This is a genomic window from Gordonia sp. VNK1 (assembly GCF_040049135.1).
Classification (GTDB): domain Bacteria; phylum Actinomycetota; class Actinomycetes; order Mycobacteriales; family Mycobacteriaceae; genus Gordonia; species Gordonia oleivorans.
Genome location: NZ_JBDZDJ010000025.1, coordinates 1 through 18,332, shown reverse-complemented (window position 1 = coordinate 18,332; position 18,332 = coordinate 1). Strand labels below are relative to the sequence as shown.

The 18,332-nt window shown below is 65.8% G+C and carries 17 protein-coding genes and 2 pseudogenes; 9 read left to right on the top strand and 10 right to left on the bottom strand.

What is annotated here, in order from left to right:
* Positions 1 to 4 precede the first annotated feature (4 nt).
* The 3 genes from ABLE94_RS22630 to ABLE94_RS22620 are packed head-to-tail and all read right to left on the bottom strand — an operon-like array spanning position 5 to position 3,346.
* Positions 5 to 982: a hypothetical protein gene (locus tag ABLE94_RS22630; protein ID WP_348809974.1), complete on the bottom strand. Its 978-nt coding sequence runs from the start codon at positions 980 to 982 to the stop codon at positions 5 to 7.
* A gap of 13 nt (positions 983 to 995) precedes the next feature.
* Positions 996 to 2,897, bottom strand: a complete 1,902-nt coding sequence (locus tag ABLE94_RS22625; protein WP_348809973.1) for a hypothetical protein — start codon at positions 2,895 to 2,897, stop codon at positions 996 to 998.
* Positions 2,897 to 3,346: a hypothetical protein gene (locus tag ABLE94_RS22620; RefSeq protein WP_348809972.1), complete on the bottom strand. Its 450-nt coding sequence runs from the start codon at positions 3,344 to 3,346 to the stop codon at positions 2,897 to 2,899. The genes ABLE94_RS22625 and ABLE94_RS22620 overlap by 1 nt, the downstream gene beginning before the upstream one ends.
* A 354-nt stretch (positions 3,347 to 3,700) precedes the next feature.
* On the opposite strand from ABLE94_RS22620, the pseudogene ABLE94_RS22615 reads away from it, so the two are divergent.
* Positions 3,701 to 3,865, top strand: a pseudogene (locus ABLE94_RS22615) (ABC transporter substrate-binding protein); the annotation flags it as partial.
* Positions 3,866 to 4,052: 187 nt separating this feature from the next.
* On the top strand, positions 4,053 to 4,781 hold the full coding sequence (locus ABLE94_RS22610) for a peroxiredoxin (protein ID WP_348809971.1): 729 nt from the start codon (positions 4,053 to 4,055) through the stop codon (positions 4,779 to 4,781).
* Between the two features lie 128 nt (positions 4,782 to 4,909).
* On the opposite strand, the gene ABLE94_RS22605 is transcribed toward ABLE94_RS22610, so the two are convergent.
* From ABLE94_RS22605 to ABLE94_RS22590, 4 genes are all read right to left on the bottom strand, one after another.
* Positions 4,910 to 5,326, bottom strand: a complete 417-nt coding sequence (locus ABLE94_RS22605) for a VOC family protein (protein ID WP_348809970.1) — start codon at positions 5,324 to 5,326, stop codon at positions 4,910 to 4,912.
* A gap of 187 nt (positions 5,327 to 5,513) precedes the next feature.
* Positions 5,514 to 6,335, bottom strand: a complete 822-nt coding sequence (locus ABLE94_RS22600; protein ID WP_348809969.1) for a hypothetical protein — start codon at positions 6,333 to 6,335, stop codon at positions 5,514 to 5,516.
* 124 nt (positions 6,336 to 6,459) lie between these two features.
* Positions 6,460 to 7,359, bottom strand: a complete 900-nt coding sequence (locus ABLE94_RS22595) for a cytochrome c biogenesis CcdA family protein (protein WP_348809968.1) — start codon at positions 7,357 to 7,359, stop codon at positions 6,460 to 6,462.
* 3 nt (positions 7,360 to 7,362) lie between these two features.
* Positions 7,363 to 8,082: a DsbA family protein gene (locus ABLE94_RS22590; RefSeq protein WP_348809967.1), complete on the bottom strand. Its 720-nt coding sequence runs from the start codon at positions 8,080 to 8,082 to the stop codon at positions 7,363 to 7,365.
* A gap of 98 nt (positions 8,083 to 8,180) precedes the next feature.
* Between ABLE94_RS22590 and ABLE94_RS22585 the strand changes: the two genes are divergently transcribed.
* The 4 genes from ABLE94_RS22585 to ABLE94_RS22570 all read left to right on the top strand — a co-directional run bounded on the left by ABLE94_RS22585 (position 8,181) and on the right by ABLE94_RS22570 (position 10,986).
* On the top strand, positions 8,181 to 8,744 hold the full coding sequence (locus tag ABLE94_RS22585; protein ID WP_348809966.1) for a hypothetical protein: 564 nt from the start codon (positions 8,181 to 8,183) through the stop codon (positions 8,742 to 8,744).
* 31 nt (positions 8,745 to 8,775) lie between these two features.
* Positions 8,776 to 9,495, top strand: coding sequence for a DsbA family protein (locus ABLE94_RS22580; RefSeq protein WP_348809965.1), 720 nt, complete (start codon positions 8,776 to 8,778; stop codon positions 9,493 to 9,495).
* 115 nt (positions 9,496 to 9,610) lie between these two features.
* Entirely contained in the window at positions 9,611 to 10,015 is a 405-nt protein-coding gene (locus ABLE94_RS22575) for a BlaI/MecI/CopY family transcriptional regulator (protein WP_348809964.1), read from the top strand.
* On the top strand, positions 10,012 to 10,986 hold the full coding sequence (locus tag ABLE94_RS22570) for a M56 family metallopeptidase (protein WP_348809963.1): 975 nt from the start codon (positions 10,012 to 10,014) through the stop codon (positions 10,984 to 10,986). The genes ABLE94_RS22575 and ABLE94_RS22570 overlap by 4 nt, the downstream gene beginning before the upstream one ends.
* Positions 10,987 to 11,616: 630 nt before the next feature.
* On the opposite strand, the gene ABLE94_RS22565 is transcribed toward ABLE94_RS22570, so the two are convergent.
* Positions 11,617 to 13,179: an MFS transporter gene (locus tag ABLE94_RS22565; RefSeq protein ID WP_348809962.1), complete on the bottom strand. Its 1,563-nt coding sequence runs from the start codon at positions 13,177 to 13,179 to the stop codon at positions 11,617 to 11,619.
* A 241-nt stretch (positions 13,180 to 13,420) separates the two neighbouring features.
* Between ABLE94_RS22565 and ABLE94_RS22560 the strand changes: the two are divergent.
* Positions 13,421 to 13,812: pseudogene (locus ABLE94_RS22560) on the top strand (long-chain fatty acid--CoA ligase); the annotation flags it as partial.
* A 38-nt stretch (positions 13,813 to 13,850) separates the two neighbouring features.
* Here the strand turns inward: ABLE94_RS22560 and ABLE94_RS22555 are convergent.
* Together ABLE94_RS22555 and ABLE94_RS22550 are read right to left on the bottom strand one after the other, a co-directional pair.
* A complete protein-coding gene (locus ABLE94_RS22555; protein ID WP_348809961.1) occupies positions 13,851 to 14,501 on the bottom strand; it encodes a phosphoribosyltransferase in 651 nt (216 codons plus the stop codon).
* A 100-nt stretch (positions 14,502 to 14,601) separates the two neighbouring features.
* Entirely contained in the window at positions 14,602 to 15,264 is a 663-nt protein-coding gene (locus ABLE94_RS22550) for a TetR/AcrR family transcriptional regulator (RefSeq protein ID WP_348809960.1), read from the bottom strand.
* Positions 15,265 to 15,409: 145 nt separating this feature from the next.
* Here ABLE94_RS22550 and ABLE94_RS22545 point away from each other — a divergent pair, with 145 nt between their 5' ends.
* Together ABLE94_RS22545 and ABLE94_RS22540 are read left to right on the top strand one after the other, a co-directional pair.
* On the top strand, positions 15,410 to 16,447 hold the full coding sequence (locus ABLE94_RS22545; protein WP_348809959.1) for an agmatine deiminase family protein: 1,038 nt from the start codon (positions 15,410 to 15,412) through the stop codon (positions 16,445 to 16,447).
* Positions 16,444 to 18,332: amidase (locus ABLE94_RS22540; protein WP_348809957.1), on the top strand; the 1,889-nt coding region annotated here is incomplete at its 3' end. The genes ABLE94_RS22545 and ABLE94_RS22540, both read left to right, overlap by 4 nt.

The window sequence follows — 18,332 nt, the reverse complement described above, 5'->3', positions numbered from 1 at the left end:
TCGGTCACCCCGCGTCGACGAGCTGTGCCCTCCTGAGCTGCCACAGCCGGGAACTGAACACAGCGAGAGCAACCAATCCGACCCCCACGTTGATGAGCGCCCCGAATTGCTCGTCGACGAAGTCGAATACCTCGGTGAGGAGCATGGTGGTCAGTGCAGCAGCCCTCAGCATCCGCAGTGGCCACAGCCGGCCACGGCGCAGGACGTGGGTGACAAGGGCAGCGACACACAGGCCGAAAGCGAGTGCCGAACCGCAGAACTGACCGATTGAGGTAACAGCGACCCCGGTGCCACGAGCGGTGTCGTCGGAGATCGTCAAAGCTGCCGACACCAGCCCCGCGAGACTGAAGATCGTCAAGAGCGCAGCGATGATCGCCGTCACCCGAGCCCCGACGACGAAGTTGTGCTGACCGACCAAGACCTTGGCTACCAACCGCTCCCCTGCACCCGGCGTTCGTGGTGCCACATCGGCGAGGGCCGCCGAGGCATGCGCGGTGACCTCTGCGCTGACGCCCTCCGATCGCGCCGAGGCGAGCAAGACGTCGATCTCCTGCCTCTCACGGTCGGACACACCCACACTGACCGCCTCGCCGATCCGAAAATAGGCCTCGGTGAGGTCATCACCAGCGTTGTGTCGGCCAAGGTCTTGAATCGCACGACTGATGAGCAGAAGAACGACCAGGACGACATACATGATCGATACCGCTGGCGCGAAGAAGTAGTCGTTGGTCTTCGTCACGAACTTCCCGACCTCGTCGAGGAACAGCCCGAGACCGATGCCACCGAGCACTACGGCGATGGTCCGCGCACGCCGTCCGCCGAACCACAACAACAGCAACACTGCAAACACCATGGCCGCACCTCCCCACAATGCATGCGCAATGTGGAGCGTCTTACCGCCGATCTGTGGAAACCCGGTGGCCGCCAGGTACGCACGTGTCGCGAGGATCGTGATGATGGCGATCATCACCAGGGCATTCACCAGTAGCGCTCCGTCAGAGCGTCGAACCATTTGTCGGCCTTTCCCATCGACTCTCGGAGCTCGAACCGTCGCCGGGCGCCTCGGCAGGAGCCAGCGACGTCACGGTCGTCACGATCTGACGGACACATATCTCGACGACTGCCCCGAGTTCGCCGGATTCGTCGGCGGCACCGGGTACCAGTTCTTTGTCCGAGCCGAGAGCGCCGGCCGAGTCAGGTATCAGCAGATCTCGCAACGCTGCCGTTTTGATAGGCGGTGTTGACATCGCGACCGGACCGACCAGCATGAGCAGCACCACCGCATCGATGAGGCCGGCAAGATCGAGAAGTGCATCGCGGTCGTGGGACGTCATTCCGTAGGCTTCGTTGCGCAGCCGCCGACTCGCGACGGATGCGCCCACAAAGGCTCGAAGGCGAGTCCGCGGAGTCGCGTCCTCGATATCGGCGAGCGCCTCGACCAACGCACCGACCGCGCGTGCGGCCTCGCTCGCGGGCGTCCTACGGCGCATGGCGATCACCGCGGGCACGCTGACGACGATGACGATGGCCGACGCGACACCGAGCATGACAGCCAACTGTGCAAGCGTGTCGAGTGGCTCGGTGTGTCTGCCTGTCGTGGTCAGCGCGACGCTCATCGCGACGCCACCGGCGTTGGACACTATGGGATGGCTGCTGATGAACCAGGTGAGTGCGAACAGACCAACCAGCGCAACAAGATACATCGCCGGCGGCGGAAGCAGGAGCGCGGTCGCGACCACAAGGACAACGGCAACGATGCAACCGAGAAGACGGTACGCCACACGCTCGACAGTGGCCGCCCAGGTCGGCTGCATCATCGAGACCACCGCATTGAGATAGGTGTTTGCGAAGGCGGGCTGAGCCAGTTGCAGTCCGGTGGCCGCGGCCACGATGATGCCAACTGATTTTGTCAGCGCCTCCGCAAGCACCCCTGGGCTCGGCCGCAATACCGAGGCCAGACGGCCACCGATGAGGGTGCGGCGTAGGTCGCCGAAGCCTTCCACCCGGGTAGCGTCACGTTGGAACGCACAGTTCTGGATGGCGATCAGGTGTGTGCGAGCTTGCGCCAGGAGCGTCGACATCTGCTCTGGCACTGCGGCAATCCCGTCCGAGTCGAGGTCGAGATCCACCGGGACGGCATCCGTCGTCTTCCGAGCAGTCACGATGTCGGCGACGGCGCTCGCCTGTAGGCCGAGTACCGACAATCGGCGGTCCACTGCGCAGTTCGCCGCTCCCGGCGCAGTGTGCGCAAGATGAGTGACCATTGCGACGACGCGGCGGTAGCCAAAGGACCGCGCCAACACCTCGGTGGTCCACACCGACGGGCGATCGCTCACCCAGGTCCCGATCACCTCGACGGTGTCGATGCCGCCCGGCCGCAACGGCGCAACGATCTGTTCGCGTGTGCGTCCGCTCGGATCGGCGATTCCGACGATGATCCGAATCGTCAGCGCGACAACAATGCCCAGCGCAACCGCCCACACCACATCGAGGTCGGGGGTGCCAACGGGAAGCGCGACGCCGTAACCACCGATGGCGATGAAGGACATGCCTATCGCAGCAACGCGAAAACGCGTACCGGCGGCCGGAAGGAGGGAGATGACGAACAGAACGGCCACCAGCCCGGCCACCCCCGCCGCGTAGTGCCACGACGCCAAGAAGCGTGGCACGGTTGCCGATACGAGCGCACACGGGCCCAGCCATGCCATTCGTCTGAGGTCAGGGCGCAACGCGCCCACGAATGCGGGCAACAGGCAGAACAAACCGACTATGGCGGCCAGCACCGATGCGCGGCCCAGTCCCGACACCATGCCGATACCACCCGCGGTAACCATCACGATCAGGGTGATGACGAGCAGCGCAGGCCCGGCATCCGCGGACTTCTTCACCTCGACCATCAGGGAGCGATCGCAGCGGTATGGCTGTCTGGGGCTCCGGCCCGAACGCCGTTGACCTGCGTCACCGCCAGTGTCGGGTCACCCGCCGGCAGCACCTGCCGCTCGAAGTGCGCGGTGACCTCGAGTGGTTCGTGCGGATACACAGTGACGAAGTTATCGCTGTGGTGACTCGGCAGGATTTCCGCAGCGGTGTCCGGTCGACACATCTGTATCCGGGTGAAGAATGCCAGGTGATCAGAGGTGTTCGACAGAATGATGCGGAATTGCCGGTTCGCTGTGTCGGGTTCCGGACGGACCCGGTCGGGGGCGTTGCTTTCGAATAGAAGGTCCGGGCTATACCAGTCCCGCTTCCACAGTTCCTGATCGATTCGCGTCAGATGATCCCCGACGTAGGGGTCGTCCGCATAGAGCCCGGCATCTCGTCGCGCTTTGAGGCTGGTGGCCGGCATTCGCGGCACGAGTACACCTGCCGCGACAGCGCTTTGCGACAACATCCGACCGGACACATCGATCTCGTCGGCACCGATGAATCGCCAGCCATCGGATAGTTCGGTCGTGCCCGGTACGTTCGCCACAGCGCCAACTTTACATGTGTTAAGTACCGGTGTCTGCTTATCCCGGCACCGGAACTCAGGGCGGTTTCTCTAGTCTTCAAACACGCTCACAGAGACCGAGGAAGCGGCAGTACCGTAGTGCCGCAACTATTCCGAGGCGAACTGCGCTCCCCGCGAGTAGGTGAGGACAATCTTGCGGGCCGGCGTGTTGACGATGTATCGGTTCAGTTGGTCGCGACCGCTTCATCAAACTTCCCCTACGCAATGTGGGTGTCGAGTCCCCCGAACATCGATTCCGCGGAGATCGTGCGTAAGGTCCTCGAGTGCCGCGACCTCGCTCCGCAGTCCCAGATCGAGCCGACACTGGATGTCAGGCGACTCGGCCTCGGTGGTAACGACTGGCTGGCCTACTGAGTCATTCGTTCTCCGAATACGTCGCCGCCGGGAACTTTTCGGTACGCGGGCCTCGACATCCGCATCCGATGTGGTCGTTGCCGGTCTCGGCGTACCCGTCGCTCGGCAGCACCTCCGGAAATACCCCTGGGGGTATTAATGTTGCACCGGGTGTCGAAAGAGATCGCCAAGCCGAGAGGACCTCAGCATGACCACCACCGAGCCCGACGCCCCCAGTACCGCCATCCGTCTGCCCCGAATCGGGGAACCCGCGCCGGAGTTCACGGCGGTGACCACCCAGGGAGACATCAACTTCCCCGGCGACTATGCCGGCAAGTGGGTGATCCTGTTCTCCCATCCGGCCGACTTCACTCCGGTCTGCACCTCGGAGTTCATCACCTTCGCCGCGATGCAGGACGAGTTCCGTTCCTACAACACCGAATTGGTGGGCCTCTCGGTTGACGGCCTCTACAGTCACATCGCCTGGCTGCGCACCATCAGGGAGAAGATCAGTTTCACCGGCCATGAGGACGTAGAAGTGACGTTCCCGCTGATCGAGGACATCACGATGGAGGTCGCCACCAAGTACGGCATGATCATGCCGGGCGAGGACAGCACCAAGGCCGTACGCGCCGTGTTCGTCATCGACCCTGCGGGAGTCGTTCGGGCACTCCTCTATTACCCATTGAGCCTCGGCCGCAACTTCGACGAGCTGCTGCGGATGGTCAAGGCACTGCAGACGGCCGATCACTTCGAGGTCGCCACCCCTGCGGACTGGCGCCCCGGCGACAAGGTCATCGTCCCGACCGCGGGCTCCTGCGGCACCGCCAAGGACCGCGTGACAGGCAACGACGGGATGGAATGTCAGGACTGGTTCTTCTGCACCAAGGAGATTCCCGCGCACGACGTCGAGGCGGCGATCCGAGCGAAGCACTGAGTTCTTCGCACCCCGGGCGTCGGCTCCGGGGCGCGCACATCCGACCATCACCTCTCTGGTGGTCGGATGTGTCCTCGCGGCACTTGCGGGCCCCGAACAGCGTTCCGCGGAACGCCCATACGCACAGATCAGTCGAAGACGCGGTCGTCTTGAAGGAACTCCACGAGTATCCCGTCCGGGTCGGTGATGAAGAAGTACCGCACGCCGGTGCGCCCCTCGGTGATGGTGGTCGAGGCCGGACACAGACCGCGCTCGGTGAAGTCACGTAGGCATCCGGCGACGGAATCCACTTGCAGACCAAAGTGTTTCACTCCGATCTCGGGTAGATCGGTGATCAGTTCGCGGGCCGCGTCCGGCAGTGGTTGCGATGCGGCGAAGGTGAACAACTCGAGAATCACCCCGTCGAGGCGCAGGTGGGAGACCGACATGGATGCGTCGGGAGCGTCGTACCGCAGCACCTCCCGGAAGCCGAACTGTGCGTAGAACCGAGTCGACCTCTCGATCGACGCCACGCTGATCGCCACATGGTGGACGGAGAATCGCATTCGACAACTATCCCGGGTCGGCAACGCAACGCACAAACTCCCCTCCGGAGCCGGCGAATGCGGGGAGCGGTGCCCGTGTCGATCGACGTTCGGGAAGGCTTGTCGGCCCCTCAATGACGTCACGACGTGTGGCCCCGGCGACGCACATCACGAGGCGGCTGGACGCGCAACCGATCCGCCAGTTCGCTCACCGTGACCGGGGGCCGGGCTGTGCGTCGGCACGTCGTCTATCCAATTGGGGTGTCACCACCCCGACGGTCCGCCGGATCTCCGACGGTCGTGGGGTCGCGCCCGCGGGGTACTGCACATAGACCGCGACGGGATGACCCGACCGGCCGTGCACGATCCGCCACCGCTGTTGGTAGACGATGCCGATGGCGCCACCCATCGAGTGAATGATCTGAGGGAGGTGATCGACGGCGGTCACGTGTCTCCACTCGAGGTAGCCGGGGTCGTCGTCCGACGATGGTCGGTATCCGATGCCGTCGGCCGAGAGCCAGAGGTGACATTGGCCGCGTACGGCGAAGATGCGCCGGGGCAGGTAGACGAGGGTGGCAATCAACCCGGCCAGCGGGAAACCCATGACGATCGCAGAACCCATCGCGGCACGACCGGAGTCGGTGACCGCGATATCGATCACCAGCCCCACCGATACTGCCAGCGCAGCCGCCGTCAGCACGCTGAACAGCCAGAACACAAGTCCCAGTCGGGATGTCACTCGCAGGATCACCGTCGAGCCAGGTGGTGGCTCAGGCGCGGGTCGGCCGTCGTCATGTCCGGCTTCCAGATAGGCGAAGATACCGAACACCGCGCAGAAGAATGATGACCACGCGGTGAGCCCGAGCGAGCTGATGCCGTGTGCGGCAGACTCTGGTTCCCCGACCAGCCCGGCCAGAGCGCACCCGCCGACCACCGCCGCTGCCACGGCGATGCCGCCCAGCACCGCGCGCGCGGCCGTCAGATGGAGGTTGTCTTCTCGCTTACGCGATTGACCGGCATGACGACTCACCTGCTCCCCTCCACGCAGCTGATGGCAGCCCGATCAGCCCGGGTCAGCGTCAACCGACGATATCGCGACGCACACCGATGGCCACCACCACGCACCGAGGACTGCCCTCACCCGGTCGTGCAGCTCACCGCTGGTCGTGGTCGACGTCGAAGCGCGCCGCGCACTTGTCGGTGCTCTGTGCGGCGTTACTTCTCGCAGCCGGGTCGTTCCGCGACCGGTGGTACCACCACCATCCGAGCAGCACGGCCGTCAGCAGGAGGACGCCGGCTACGTCCACCATGGGATTCGCGAGGATCGACACGCCGTCTTGGAGCCGTTGCTGAGTGTCGGTGCTGACGGGTTCGGGGATTCCGATGAAGCCGTTGGTCAGCCAGAATCCGACGCCCACAGCGATGAGCAGGAGCCCGGTGTTCAGGTGGGTGGTGTGCACATGTAGTCCCGCGAACGCGATGTCTCGGCCACGCAGCGTGGTCTGGCCGAGTGCACCGAGGCGGGTCCACGTCGCCGCGATGAGCATGAGCGGCACCACCATTCCCATTCCGTAGACGGCCAGAAGCAGCGCCGCCCCACCCATCCCCCGGGTGGCGGCCATTGTCAAGACCGCACCCAGGATGGGCCCCGTGCAAAATCCGGCGACGCCGCTGACCGCGCCGAGCAACAGCGTCTTGACAAAGCCGGATCGTTGCATGGATCGATCTTGTAGACGCGACATCCCGGGCAGGAGTCGCCCGAGGTCGAATCCTCGACCGAAGATCTGGAGAACCCCCAGGACCACGATGAGCAGTGCCGCACCGGCGATGATCGCCGAACGATGGTGCGCCACCGTCAATGCCAGCGCGCCCACGCCGATACCAATCGGCACCAGGGTGATCATCAGGCCGAGGTAGAACACCACTCCGTGCACGATCAACCGTCCGCGCGCGCCGACCGATGATGCGAAGAACGCCGGCAGCAGCAAGGCCGCGCATGGGCTCAGCAGTGCCAGCGCGCCACCGAGAAACGCTGCGAACAGCCCGATGTCCACGGGTCAGTTTCCCTTCGGACCGGTGAGCTCGTCGAGCATGCCCACGAACACCGCGGTCGGCTGCGCGCCGGCGATCGGCTGGCCGCCGAGGATGAAGCTGGGAGTGGAATAGGCACCGGCGACCGCGCCGACCTGCTCGTTCTGCCGTATCGCGGCATCGGTGGTGGCCGACGACATCTGCTCGTCAAACCGAGGTATGTCGAGACCGAGCCGGCGAGCGATGTCGGTCAACGCCTCGGTGGACAGCCCCGCACCCGTTCTCGGTTTCCCGTCGGCGAACAATGCCTGGTGATAGTCGATGAAGCGACCCTGCAACGCGGCGGCGTAGGACGCCTTCGCGGCGCGTCGGGACGCCTCACCGAACACGTTCACATCACGCATCTCGATCCGCAGGTCGCCGGAGTCCACCCGCGTGAGCAAGGTCGGCAGGGTATCTCTCGACCACTTCGCACAGAACGGGCATTGGTAGTCGGTGAAGACGATGAGTGTGACCGGTGCGTCCACCCTGCCCAGTGCGAGGGGATCGTGCGGATCGCGGCGTTCGAGGCCCATGTCGTAACGGGAGTCGTTGGGCCCCGCTGCGGTGTCTGCGGCGGCGGATGATGGAGCGGAGGTGTCATCCCCGAACTCATAGACAACGACGAAGGTGACCAGTGCGATCGCCAACGCGACGATCACGCCCGGGATCCACCACGATGACAACTTCGAACGCTTCTCGGACAATTGGCGACCTCCGCTGTCGGTTCCCGTGATTACTATCCGCGATAGTATTCGACTATGCATGATAGTAATCAACTATGTTCGATAGTTGAGGGGGCATCGTGGACCGGCTGATCGGGACGACGACATACACGTGGGCGGCTCTGCGCAACTCCCCGCGAGCACTCGGCTCAGCGCTGCGCACCGCCACCGCGCGACAGGCGCTCGTCATGAGTGCCACCGCCGCGGCGGTCGGCGTCATCATCGGCCTGGCCACCGTGCTGATTCCCAACGACGTGTTCTCGCGTGACGTGGCACCGGTGATGTGGAATTACCCGGCGCTGGCGGCGACCGCGCTCCTGTCCGGGCTGCTGGCGGCCACCTACGTACGATCCGGCGACAGCGACGACGCCGATCGACCCGCAGAGCACAGTGGCTCGGCACATCCCGCGAACCGCTTGGGTCCGGTCGGCGTCGTGATCACCTGGTTCGCCGTCGGTTGCCCGGTGTGCAACAAGCTGGCCTTGGTGGCGCTCGGATACTCCGGCGCCCTCCAATGGTTCGCGCCGGTTCAGCCGGTTCTGGCGGTCGCCGGTATCGCGTTGTTGTGGATCGCCCTGGCGATACGACTGGATGGTCAACGCGCATGCCGGGTGCCGGCGCGTGGCGCCGCGGCGGCCCGGTGACCACCCTCTGCCGGCACGGTCGGATCGTTTCGTGAGAGTGACCATCGGCACGGTACGCCAACAACTCTCAGCACTCGCCGCGACCATCGTCATCGCAGCGGCGGTGGTCACCTTCGTAGTGACCCGTCCCCCCGAACACTCGGGCACCCCTGCAGCCGCAGCACCCATGACGTCGGAAACCATCGTCAACCTGGGGCCGGCAGGCGATGTCCCCCGACGGTCGAACCACGACCCGCTGACGCTCGGCTCGCCCGATGCGCCGGTCACGATGGTCGTGTTCGAGGACTTTCGCTGCCAGTACTGCGCCCACTTCACTCGGGTGATCCAGCCGGTGCTCGTCGACCGGTACGTCGATCCCGGCGTACTGCGGATCGAATGGCGTGACGCGCCGATGGCTGGATCGCAGTCGTGGTCTGCCGCCCGGGCGGGCCGGGCCGCCGCGGAACAGGGGCGATTCTGGCCGTTCGTGCAGACCGTGATGGAAGCCGCTCCGCAGCAGGGACGAGCTGATCTCACCCCTGAATCGTTGACGACACTCGCTCAGCGGGCCGGGGTCCGGGATCTCGAACGCTTCGCCCGCGACACGACCGGCTCCCGATTCGACGCGCAGATCGAGTCCGACCTGGCCTTGGCCAAAAGCCTCTTCATCCCCCCGGTACCGGCGTTCTGGATCAACGGCACACCACTGCTCGGGGGCTTTGAGTTGCAGCCCTACGTCGACGTGATCGACGGCGTCCGTGCGCAGAGGTGACCGGCACGCACGTCGTGTCCCCACACAACAGCGAGCCATCGACTATGCGGGATAGTCGACTCTACGGCATACTCGGGGCCATGGGCAGGTCGACCGACAGTGGCGATGAACGTCGATGAGTGAGCGCCACCCTCCATCGCCGTCCGCCGAGCCGGTCCGCCTCGGCACTCTCGAACAACAGGTCATGGACATCGTGTGGGAGAACGGCGCGCTGACCATCCGCGAGATCATCGACCTCTCGCCCGGATCTCCGGCCTACACCACCATTGCCACGGTCCTGCGGAATCTGGAGCGCAAACGGATGGTGACCCCGATACGCCGACGACGGGGCGTGCGATTCAAGGCAGTCCACGATCGGGAGCAGCACGCGGCCCAGCTGATGCAGCATGCGCTCAACGCGCCCGGAACCAACCGGGAGTCGTCGATGCTTCACTTCGTCGAGACCCTGTCGCCCGATGACGTCGACGTCTTACGCCGATACCTGGCCGACCACTCGGAAGACAGGCCGGACGCGCGATGACACTCGCCCTGATCTGCACTGTCGCCCCGCTGATCATCGCGTGGTCGATGCTGGGTCCTCGTGCACTCCGATGGGCGGCGCCGGCCCTGGCCCGCACACCGCTGGCCGCGGCGGTGGCCCTCATCGGGATCATCGCGTCCTGGATCGCGGCCGCGCTGGCGATCGGGCCCGTGTTCGCCTGGGTTCTCTCCGGTCCGCGAGTGTTGTCCGCGGGCGCCACCAACGTGTGCCGGCGTTGCCTGGCACACGCGAGCCCGTTCGACGGGCCGACGATTCATACCGGCTTGCCCACCGTCGTCCTGCTCATCCTCCCTCTCCTCGCCGGGGCCGCCGGGCTCTACGTCACCGCGCGCCACGCCTACCGGGCACGACGCCGCGCACGCGTCACCGCTGCTGCGCTTCGGGCGTCGTCGCACCACCGGTATGTCGCGAACGCATCGGTACGCCTACTCGACCGCACCGAAGCGACGGTGTTCGCTCTCGCCCACCGCGATGGCGGCATCTTCATCAGCGATGCGGCGCTGGGACTACTCGACCGGGATGAGTTGCACGCGGTCCTCGCTCATGAGCGGGCCCATCTCCGGCAACGTCATCACGGGATCATGGCAGTGGCGACCGCACTCAGCGCACCCGTGCGTTGGGTACCTCTGGTCGACGCCGCCCTCTCGGCGATCCCCCACTATCTCGAGATCGCCGCCGACAACGCCGCACGCCGCGCCGTGAGCACACCCGCGCTGGCAAGTGCACTACTCAAACTCGACGACCAGCAACGCGGCCAAGAACTCATCGGCGCTCTCCACGTAGCCGGACCCAACCGGGTCGAGCAGCTGGTCGCGGCGACGCGCCTCACCTGGCGCGGCGTCACCGCCACCACGATGATCGGTATCTACGCGGCGCTGTCCACGACACTCACGGCAGGCGCCTACGGCTCATACGTCTTGGCGGCCGGCACCTGCCTGTGGGCCCCCTGAGCACCTCCCTTGCGGTTGTGGACGGGGTCCGCGGAGCGGGAAGCCGCGGCCGGCCATCATCGAGGCGACCGTGGACACGATGGACACGACACCGGTGATGACGATCCGCCGCCGGTGGTCGCGGGTCCCACGTCATCTGCACGGCGCGGTTGAACCCGAATGACGGATGTGACTCTCGCCGTGTAATTCTCACGATCGATGCGCTCCGTGCGAGATCGGCGTCGTCGGCGCGAATCCACCGCTGCTGACGATTCAGCACCGGTCACGACCGACTCACCAAGCGTCAAACCGGTTGGCCGACATAGCCTCCGGACCGCCCTGGGACACTGCACTCACCCGCGAGGTCGTACTCCGAACAGCGGATCAGCCGTATACTACGGAACCCCGGCCGGTGATGAATTGGTTGCCGACAAGCACACTCGTCGGTTCCGCACACTCATCGAGTGCGCAGTGCGTCGTGTTCCGCCCCGGACGGTCATCCGTCTTCCGGCGCGGAAGGGAAGTGATTCCCGTTCGAATCTCCACGCTCAACGCAAGCGCGACTTCCCCAGCCCTCAGTCCACCCCGGATAGGACTCGCCTCGTCACGTCTCGTCATCCGGCACCCCCGACGGACGACACCCACAGTGCACTACACACCCGTGGCACCGTCGAGGACAACCTCAGCTGCAGGACCGTGTGCCTCCCCGATCGGACGCCGCACGTTGATGAGCACTCCTGCCACCACCGCGACGGACGCCAGGATCGCTGCGGCCACATAGAAGCCGGTGCTCTGCCCGTGGACCAGTGCCTGGGCTTGCACGGTCGCCATGTCCGCGGGACCGTGAACCGACAAGTGGCCGGTCACGTAGGAGGCGGCGGCGGTGGCGGCAATGGTGTTCAACAGTGCGGTGCCGATCGCGCCGCCGACCTGCTGCGAGGTGTTGACCATCGCCGAAGCGACGCCCGCATCACGCGGTTCGACGCCGTAGGTGGCGAGGTTGATCGACGTCATGAAGACCGTGCCCATCCCCATGCCGAGGACCAGCAACGCCGGGAACACCACGGACCAGTAGCGCGTCGAGTCGGCCGAGATCTGACTGAGCAGCAGCATGCCGCAGGAGGCGAGGAGGGCACCGGGGACGATGAGGAATCGTGGGGGTACCCGGGTGATCAGGCGGGCCGCGATCTGGGTGGAGCCCAGCAGCATCCCGAATACCATCGGGAGGAAGGCCACGCCCGCGCTCAGTGGTGAATAGTGGTGCACCACTTGCATATAGAGCGTGAGAAACAGGAATGAGCCGAACATCGCGATCGTCGCCAGTCCAACGCTGAGGTAGGCGCCACCGCGGGCGCGGTCGGCGACAACCCGCAACGGCAGGAGCGGATGCGGACTGCGTGCCTGCCAGGCCACAAAGGCCACCAGCAGGACGACGGCCGCGACCAGGCAGATGATCGTGCCGGTGTCGCCCCAGCCCTCTTCGGCGGCTCGGCTGAATCCGTACACCACCAGTGCGAGACCGGTTCCGCCGAGAATCACACCGAGAATGTCGAGTCCCGGGGCGTGGTCGTGGGCACGGGCCGGTTCCTTGATTTCCACGATGGCACCGAACAGCGCGATCGCGGCGAACACCACGTTGATGTACATGGTCCAGCGCCAATCGAAGACCTGGGTCAGCAGCCCACCAAGCAACAGCCCGATGGCGGCGCCGCCGCCGGCGATGGCGCCGAAAATGCCGAACGCTCGCGCCCGCTCCTTCGGCGACGTGAACATCACCGTCAGCAACGACAGTGCAGCGGGGGCCAGCAGCGCGCCGAACGCGCCCTGCAACGCCCGCGCACCGAACAGCATGGCCTCGTTCACCGCGGCCCCTCCGAGTGCGGAGGCGGCGGCGAATCCGACCAGGCCGACCATCAGCGCCCGGCGGCGCCCCCACAGATCGGCGATGCGACCACCGAAGAGCAACAAACCTCCGAATGCCAGGGCGTAGGCGGTGATCACCCACTGTTGATTGGCCGTGCTGATACCGAGATCGACCTTGGCATCGGGCAACGCGATCTGGACGACGGTGCCGTCGAGCACGACCATCAACTGCGCGATGCAGATGAAGACCAACGCTTTCCAGCGCCGGGGGTCGGGTTCGGCCGGGGGCACGGAGTTCTGGTATGGCGAGTTCTCAGGTGCTGGGTTCTGCGGCGATGTGGGAGAGGACATTCACGACTCGCTTGCGTCGAGGTGGCTCGGTGCCATGTCGGATTCCGTCGATTGCCGGCCATCCGCCGCAGCTACCGGAGGTGTGGACTCCACTTAGCCTACCCGGCCACGCCCGCTCGCCACAGTGCCCGGGAAATCCTCGGTTTCCTCACACCCGCATCCGGCCACCGGCGCCTTATCTCCTTCTTCGCAAAATCACTATCCACCTGCATTCTTTACGATTCAATGACCATTTCCGGCATACCGGCATCACCCCGAGAAGACCGCCGAGACGATCGATCCCGACGGCTGGGTGGCCACCGGCGACATCGGCACACTCGACGACGACGGGTTCCTGACCATCGTCGACCGCAAGAAGGATCTCATCATCAACGAGTCCGGAAAGAACATGTCGCCCACCAACGTCGAGAACGCGATGAAAGCGGCGTCGTCACTCATCGGACAGGTCGTGGCCATCGGTGACGGCAAACCCTACATCTCCGCACTGGTGGCCTCGACCCCGGCAGCGACGAACTGACTCCGACAATGAAGTTGCGGCGCAAGCCCATTGCCGAGAAGTACGCCGAGCACATCGTCGCGCTCTGTGACGACGAGGTTGCCGACCACGTTATCGATCTCCGCGGAATCTCGTGAGCGCCCGGTGAGTCATCGGAGTCCCACACCTCGGGCGGTCACTCAGCCTGCACGGCCTGAGCCAAGGACGCGCAGACCTGTTGGTCGGTGAGCTGCTCGAAATGGTCGTAGGCGCCCCCTACGCCGTGGAAGTCCCGCGGCAGCAGCGGGCAGATGACCTCGGCCACCTCGGCGAGGCCGGCCACCGCGTCGGGTGGGGCCACGGGCACTGCGATCACCACATCCGCTGCGCCGGATCGTCGTAGCGCGCCGACGGCCGCCCGCGCCGTCGCTCCGGTGGCGACCCCGTCGTCGACCACTACCACGGTCTTCCCGCGGACGTCGACGGCGGGCCGGCTGCCGCGGTAGGCGACGACACGCCGTTGCAGTTCGGCACGTTCGGTGTCGATGACGCGCTGCAGATCCTCCGACGATGTGCCGGTGGCCCGGATGACGTCGTCGTTGGTGACCACCACCCCATCACCGCTGATCGCGCCCGCGGCCAGTTCCGGCTGACCGGGCACCCCGAGCTTCCGCACGATGTACACATCCAGCGGAGCATGAAGATACTTCGCCACCGGCACGGCCACCGGAACCCCACCACGCGGTAGCGCCAGGACCACGGCCGATCGAACACGAAGTGCGCCACAGTGATCGGCGAGCACACGCCCGGCCTGCTCCCGATCCCGATATCGCCGTCGGGTCATCATCGACCTCCTCAGGTGCGTGACGCCCCAGATACCGACGTTGCGCGTACCAAGGCCGCCACACCGACGATTATCCACCGGGCGGGTGCGGATCCGTGCCGCGTCACGCGATGTCGGTGGGGTGCGCCGGTTCGTCGCCGCCCAGAGCGCCGAGTCTCAGTCCTAGCTCATGTTCCATGGCACGACGAACCAGTCTGCCCCGGTCGGGTGCGCCGACATAGTGCACGAGGGCGTGCGCGTTGACGCCGTCGATCATTCCGAGGAACTGCCACGCGACGTCTCCGGGTTCGTCGGTGGTGAACTCACCGGCGGCGGTTCCGTCATCGATGATGCCCACCACCAGCGCCTGCCAGGAGTCCATCACCGCGCGCACCGCCGCCGCCAATGCCTCGTTGATCCGCCCGAGACTGAAGGCGTCGGCCCAGACCGCGGTGACCTCGTCACGCGAGGGTTCCAGCAACGTTGCGATGAGCAGCCGCAGCTTCTCGGTGGCGGTCGGGCCATCCTCGATGATCTCCACGATCTCGTCGACCTCGGCGGTGGTGATCGTCGTGAAGGTGGCCGCCACGAGCTCGTCCATGCTCGGCTCGTAATGCGCGACGAGAGCCGGTGCGACGCCGACTCGCGCCGCCACCGCCCGCAGCGTCAGCGCGGACAGACCCGATTCCCTCGCCAGATCGCTTGCAGCCGCGCGTATCTCGGCCGCACGTTCGGCCGGCGACTTGCGCGCGGCCCGAGGACGCACATCACCTGATACCTGTCCCATGCAGCGATCATCGACGCACGAGGTCGCCGAGTCAACAACTATTGATCGATTGGCCAATAATTTCCCGGTTTCTCTTGACGCCACCCCTCCGGAGACCTACTCTGATTGTTATTGACCAGTCGATCAATAATGAGAGGCTTCACCGATGTCGTGGATCATGCCCGCCGAGACAGCTCGGCACGAGCGCGTGTGGATGGCGTTCCCCAGAACCAATACCACCCTGACCGAGAGCGCATCCGAGGCCGAGACCGCCTATGCGGCTTGGAGTCTCGTGGCCAACACCGTTGTCGATTTCGAGCCGGTGAGCGTGGTCGTCGACCCCACCGAGATGACCCGCGCCCGCGCGATGCTCGCCGACACCGTCGAGATCATCGAAGCCCCTCTCGACGATGCCTGGATGCGCGACATCGGCCCGACATTCGTCATCGACGACACCACCGGCCACCTCGCCGCCGTGGACTGGACCTTCAACGGCTGGGGCGCGCAGGACTGGGCGCAGTGGGACAACGACCGTCGGATCGGTCGGTTCGTGGCCGCAAGAGCAGGCGTACCGGTGATCAGTTCGATGCTCGTCCAGGAGGGCGGCGCCATTCACGTCGACGGTGAGGGCACCGTACTCGTCACCGAGACCGTACAGCTCGATCCGCACCGAAACCCTTATGCCACAAAAGAAACGATCGCGGCCGAACTCGAACGCACCATCGGGGCGCAAAAGGTCATCTGGCTGCCGCGGGGACTGACCCGCGACTACGAACGGTTCGGTACCCGCGGGCACATCGACATGGTCGCCACCATCGCCTCCCCCGGCACGCTGCTTCTGCACCAGCAGAACAACCCCGAGCATCCCGACCATCAGGTGATGCTCGATCTGCGTGAGTTCCTGGCGGGCACGACCGACGCCGCCGGACGCCCGTGGACCATCGTCGACCTGCCGGCACCGGAGACCATTCGCGACGCGGATGGCTTCGTCGACTACAGCTACATCAATCACCTCGTGGTCAACGACGGCGTGATCGCCTGCGGCTACGGCGAACCGGCCGCCGACGCGCACGCCGCGGAGATCCTCGCCTCGGCGTATCCCGGGCGCCGCGTCGTCACCATCGACGCGCGGGAGATCCTCGCCCGAGGCGGTGGCATCCACTGCATCACCCAGCAGCAACCGGCCGCCGGGTCCACCCGATGAGCACGGCCATCCCGACCGCCGGCGACATCTCGACACCACCGCTGGTCGAGGCGACAGTCGCCGAACTGGGTGCGGCCCTGGCCGACGGTACCGTGACCAGTGTCGAACTCGTCGCCGGGTACCTCAATCGAATCGCACGGTATGACCGGCACGGACCGGCCCTGAACGCCGTACCCGTCCTCAACCCCGAGATGTTCACCGAGGCACGCGCGAGCGATGAGCGCCGGGCGCGCGGCGAGTCCCGCGGCCCCCTCGACGGGATTCCCTACACCGCCAAGGACAGCTACCGGGTGGCCGGGCTACCTGTCGCATCCGGCTCTCCCGCATTCGAGCATCTTCTCGCCGGATCGGATGCCTTTGCCGTCGAGCAACTCCGACGTGCCGGCGCGATCTGCATCGGATTGACCAACATGCCCCCGATGGCCAACGGCGGCATGCAACGGGGTGTTTACGGACGCGCTGAAAGCCCCTACAACCCAAGGTTTCTCGCGGCCGCGTATCTGTCCGGTTCGTCCAACGGTTCCGGGGTGTCGACGGCGGCGAGCATGGCGGCATTCGGATTGGGTGAGGAAACCTGGTCGAGTGGGCGCTCACCGGCGTCGAACAATGCGCTCGCCGCCTATACCCCGTCACGTGGCGTCATCTCGGTGCGCGGCAACTGGCCGCTCACCCCCACGATGGACGTCGTCGTCCCCCAGACCCGCACCATGGACGACCTCCTGGTGCTCCTCGACGTGCTGGTGGTCGACGATCCGCAGACCCGCGGCGACTTCTGGCGCACCCAACCATGGGTGGCATTGCCGTCCGCGTCCGAGGTGCGGCCACCCTCCTATACCGACCTCCGCGATCCAGAATCGCTGCGGGGCAGGCGGTTCGGTGTTCCACGTATCCTGCTGGGCGACGACGATGAGGCGGGTTGGCCGATCACGCCTCGCCCATCGGTCATCGCACTGTGGGAGCGGGCGCGGGCCGATCTGGAGGAAGCCGGTGCGACCGTGGTCGAGGTCGACTTCCCGGCTCTGACCAACTACGAACTCGACCGGCCGAGCGCCCGCGACGGATACGCCCGCGGCATTCTGCCGGGCGGCTTCTTCGACGCGGAGATGTGGGATCTGACCACCTGGTCGTGGAACGACTTTCTGCAGGCCACCGGCGACAATTCCCTCGATCGGCTGGCCGACGTGGACGGCGACATGATCTTCCCGCTCCCCGATGGCGCCATCCCCGACGAACTCGTCGGCTATTACGCCCGCTACAACCTCGACATCGGCGAGTACCCGGCCCGCGCGGCCCGTGGCATCACCCCACTCGAGGAGATCCCCGATCTCGCCGAGGGTGTGCGCGGTCTGGAAGAGTTGCGTCGCATCGACCTCGAGGAGTGGCTCGATGACCTCGGTCTCGACGCGCTGGTGTTTCCGTCGGCGCTCGATGTGGGCGCGGCCGACGCCGACACCAATGCGGACTCGCACGCGCGGGCGATGGCCAACGGCGTGTGGGTATCCACCGGCAACACCATGATTCGGCACTACGGCGTCCCGACCGTGAACGTCACGATGGGGACGATGGCCGACATCGACATGCCGGTCAACCTGACCTTCGCGGGTCGGGCGTACAGCGACAACGCCCTGTTGGCATACGGCTGGGCCTATGAACAGCTGTCGCGCCGACGCATGCCACCGTCGTCGACGCCAGAACTTCCGGGGCTCCGTCGGCCCGCCCCATCGACCGGCGGCCCGACGCCGGCCCTGTCGGTGCACGCGGACGCACGTATCTCGGGTGACGTCACCACGATCGAGGTGTCCGGGACCACCGACGCCGCATTGCTCCAGATATTCGTCAACGGTGAGGCCGTGGCGCCGCACCGCGACGGGCACGACTTCACGGC

Excerpts from the sequence above, each read along its gene's own strand:
- ABLE94_RS22625 (WP_348809973.1), bottom strand. The coding sequence starts at position 2,897 with ATGGTCGAGGTGAAGAAGTCCGCGGATGCCGGGCCTGCGCTGCTCGTC.
- ABLE94_RS22575 (WP_348809964.1), top strand. The coding sequence starts at position 9,611 with ATGAGTGAGCGCCACCCTCCATCGCCGTCCGCCGAGCCGGTCCGCCTC.
- ABLE94_RS22605 (WP_348809970.1), bottom strand. The coding sequence starts at position 5,326 with ATGCGATTCTCCGTCCACCATGTGGCGATCAGCGTGGCGTCGATCGAG.
- ABLE94_RS22550 (WP_348809960.1), bottom strand. The coding sequence starts at position 15,264 with ATGGGACAGGTATCAGGTGATGTGCGTCCTCGGGCCGCGCGCAAGTCG.
- ABLE94_RS22555 (WP_348809961.1), bottom strand. The coding sequence starts at position 14,501 with ATGATGACCCGACGGCGATATCGGGATCGGGAGCAGGCCGGGCGTGTG.
- ABLE94_RS22610 (WP_348809971.1), top strand. The coding sequence starts at position 4,053 with ATGACCACCACCGAGCCCGACGCCCCCAGTACCGCCATCCGTCTGCCC.
- ABLE94_RS22545 (WP_348809959.1), top strand. The coding sequence starts at position 15,410 with ATGTCGTGGATCATGCCCGCCGAGACAGCTCGGCACGAGCGCGTGTGG.
- ABLE94_RS22565 (WP_348809962.1), bottom strand. The coding sequence starts at position 13,179 with ATGTCCTCTCCCACATCGCCGCAGAACCCAGCACCTGAGAACTCGCCA.
- ABLE94_RS22620 (WP_348809972.1), bottom strand. The coding sequence starts at position 3,346 with ATGCCGGCCACCAGCCTCAAAGCGCGACGAGATGCCGGGCTCTATGCG.
- ABLE94_RS22570 (WP_348809963.1), top strand. The coding sequence starts at position 10,012 with ATGACACTCGCCCTGATCTGCACTGTCGCCCCGCTGATCATCGCGTGG.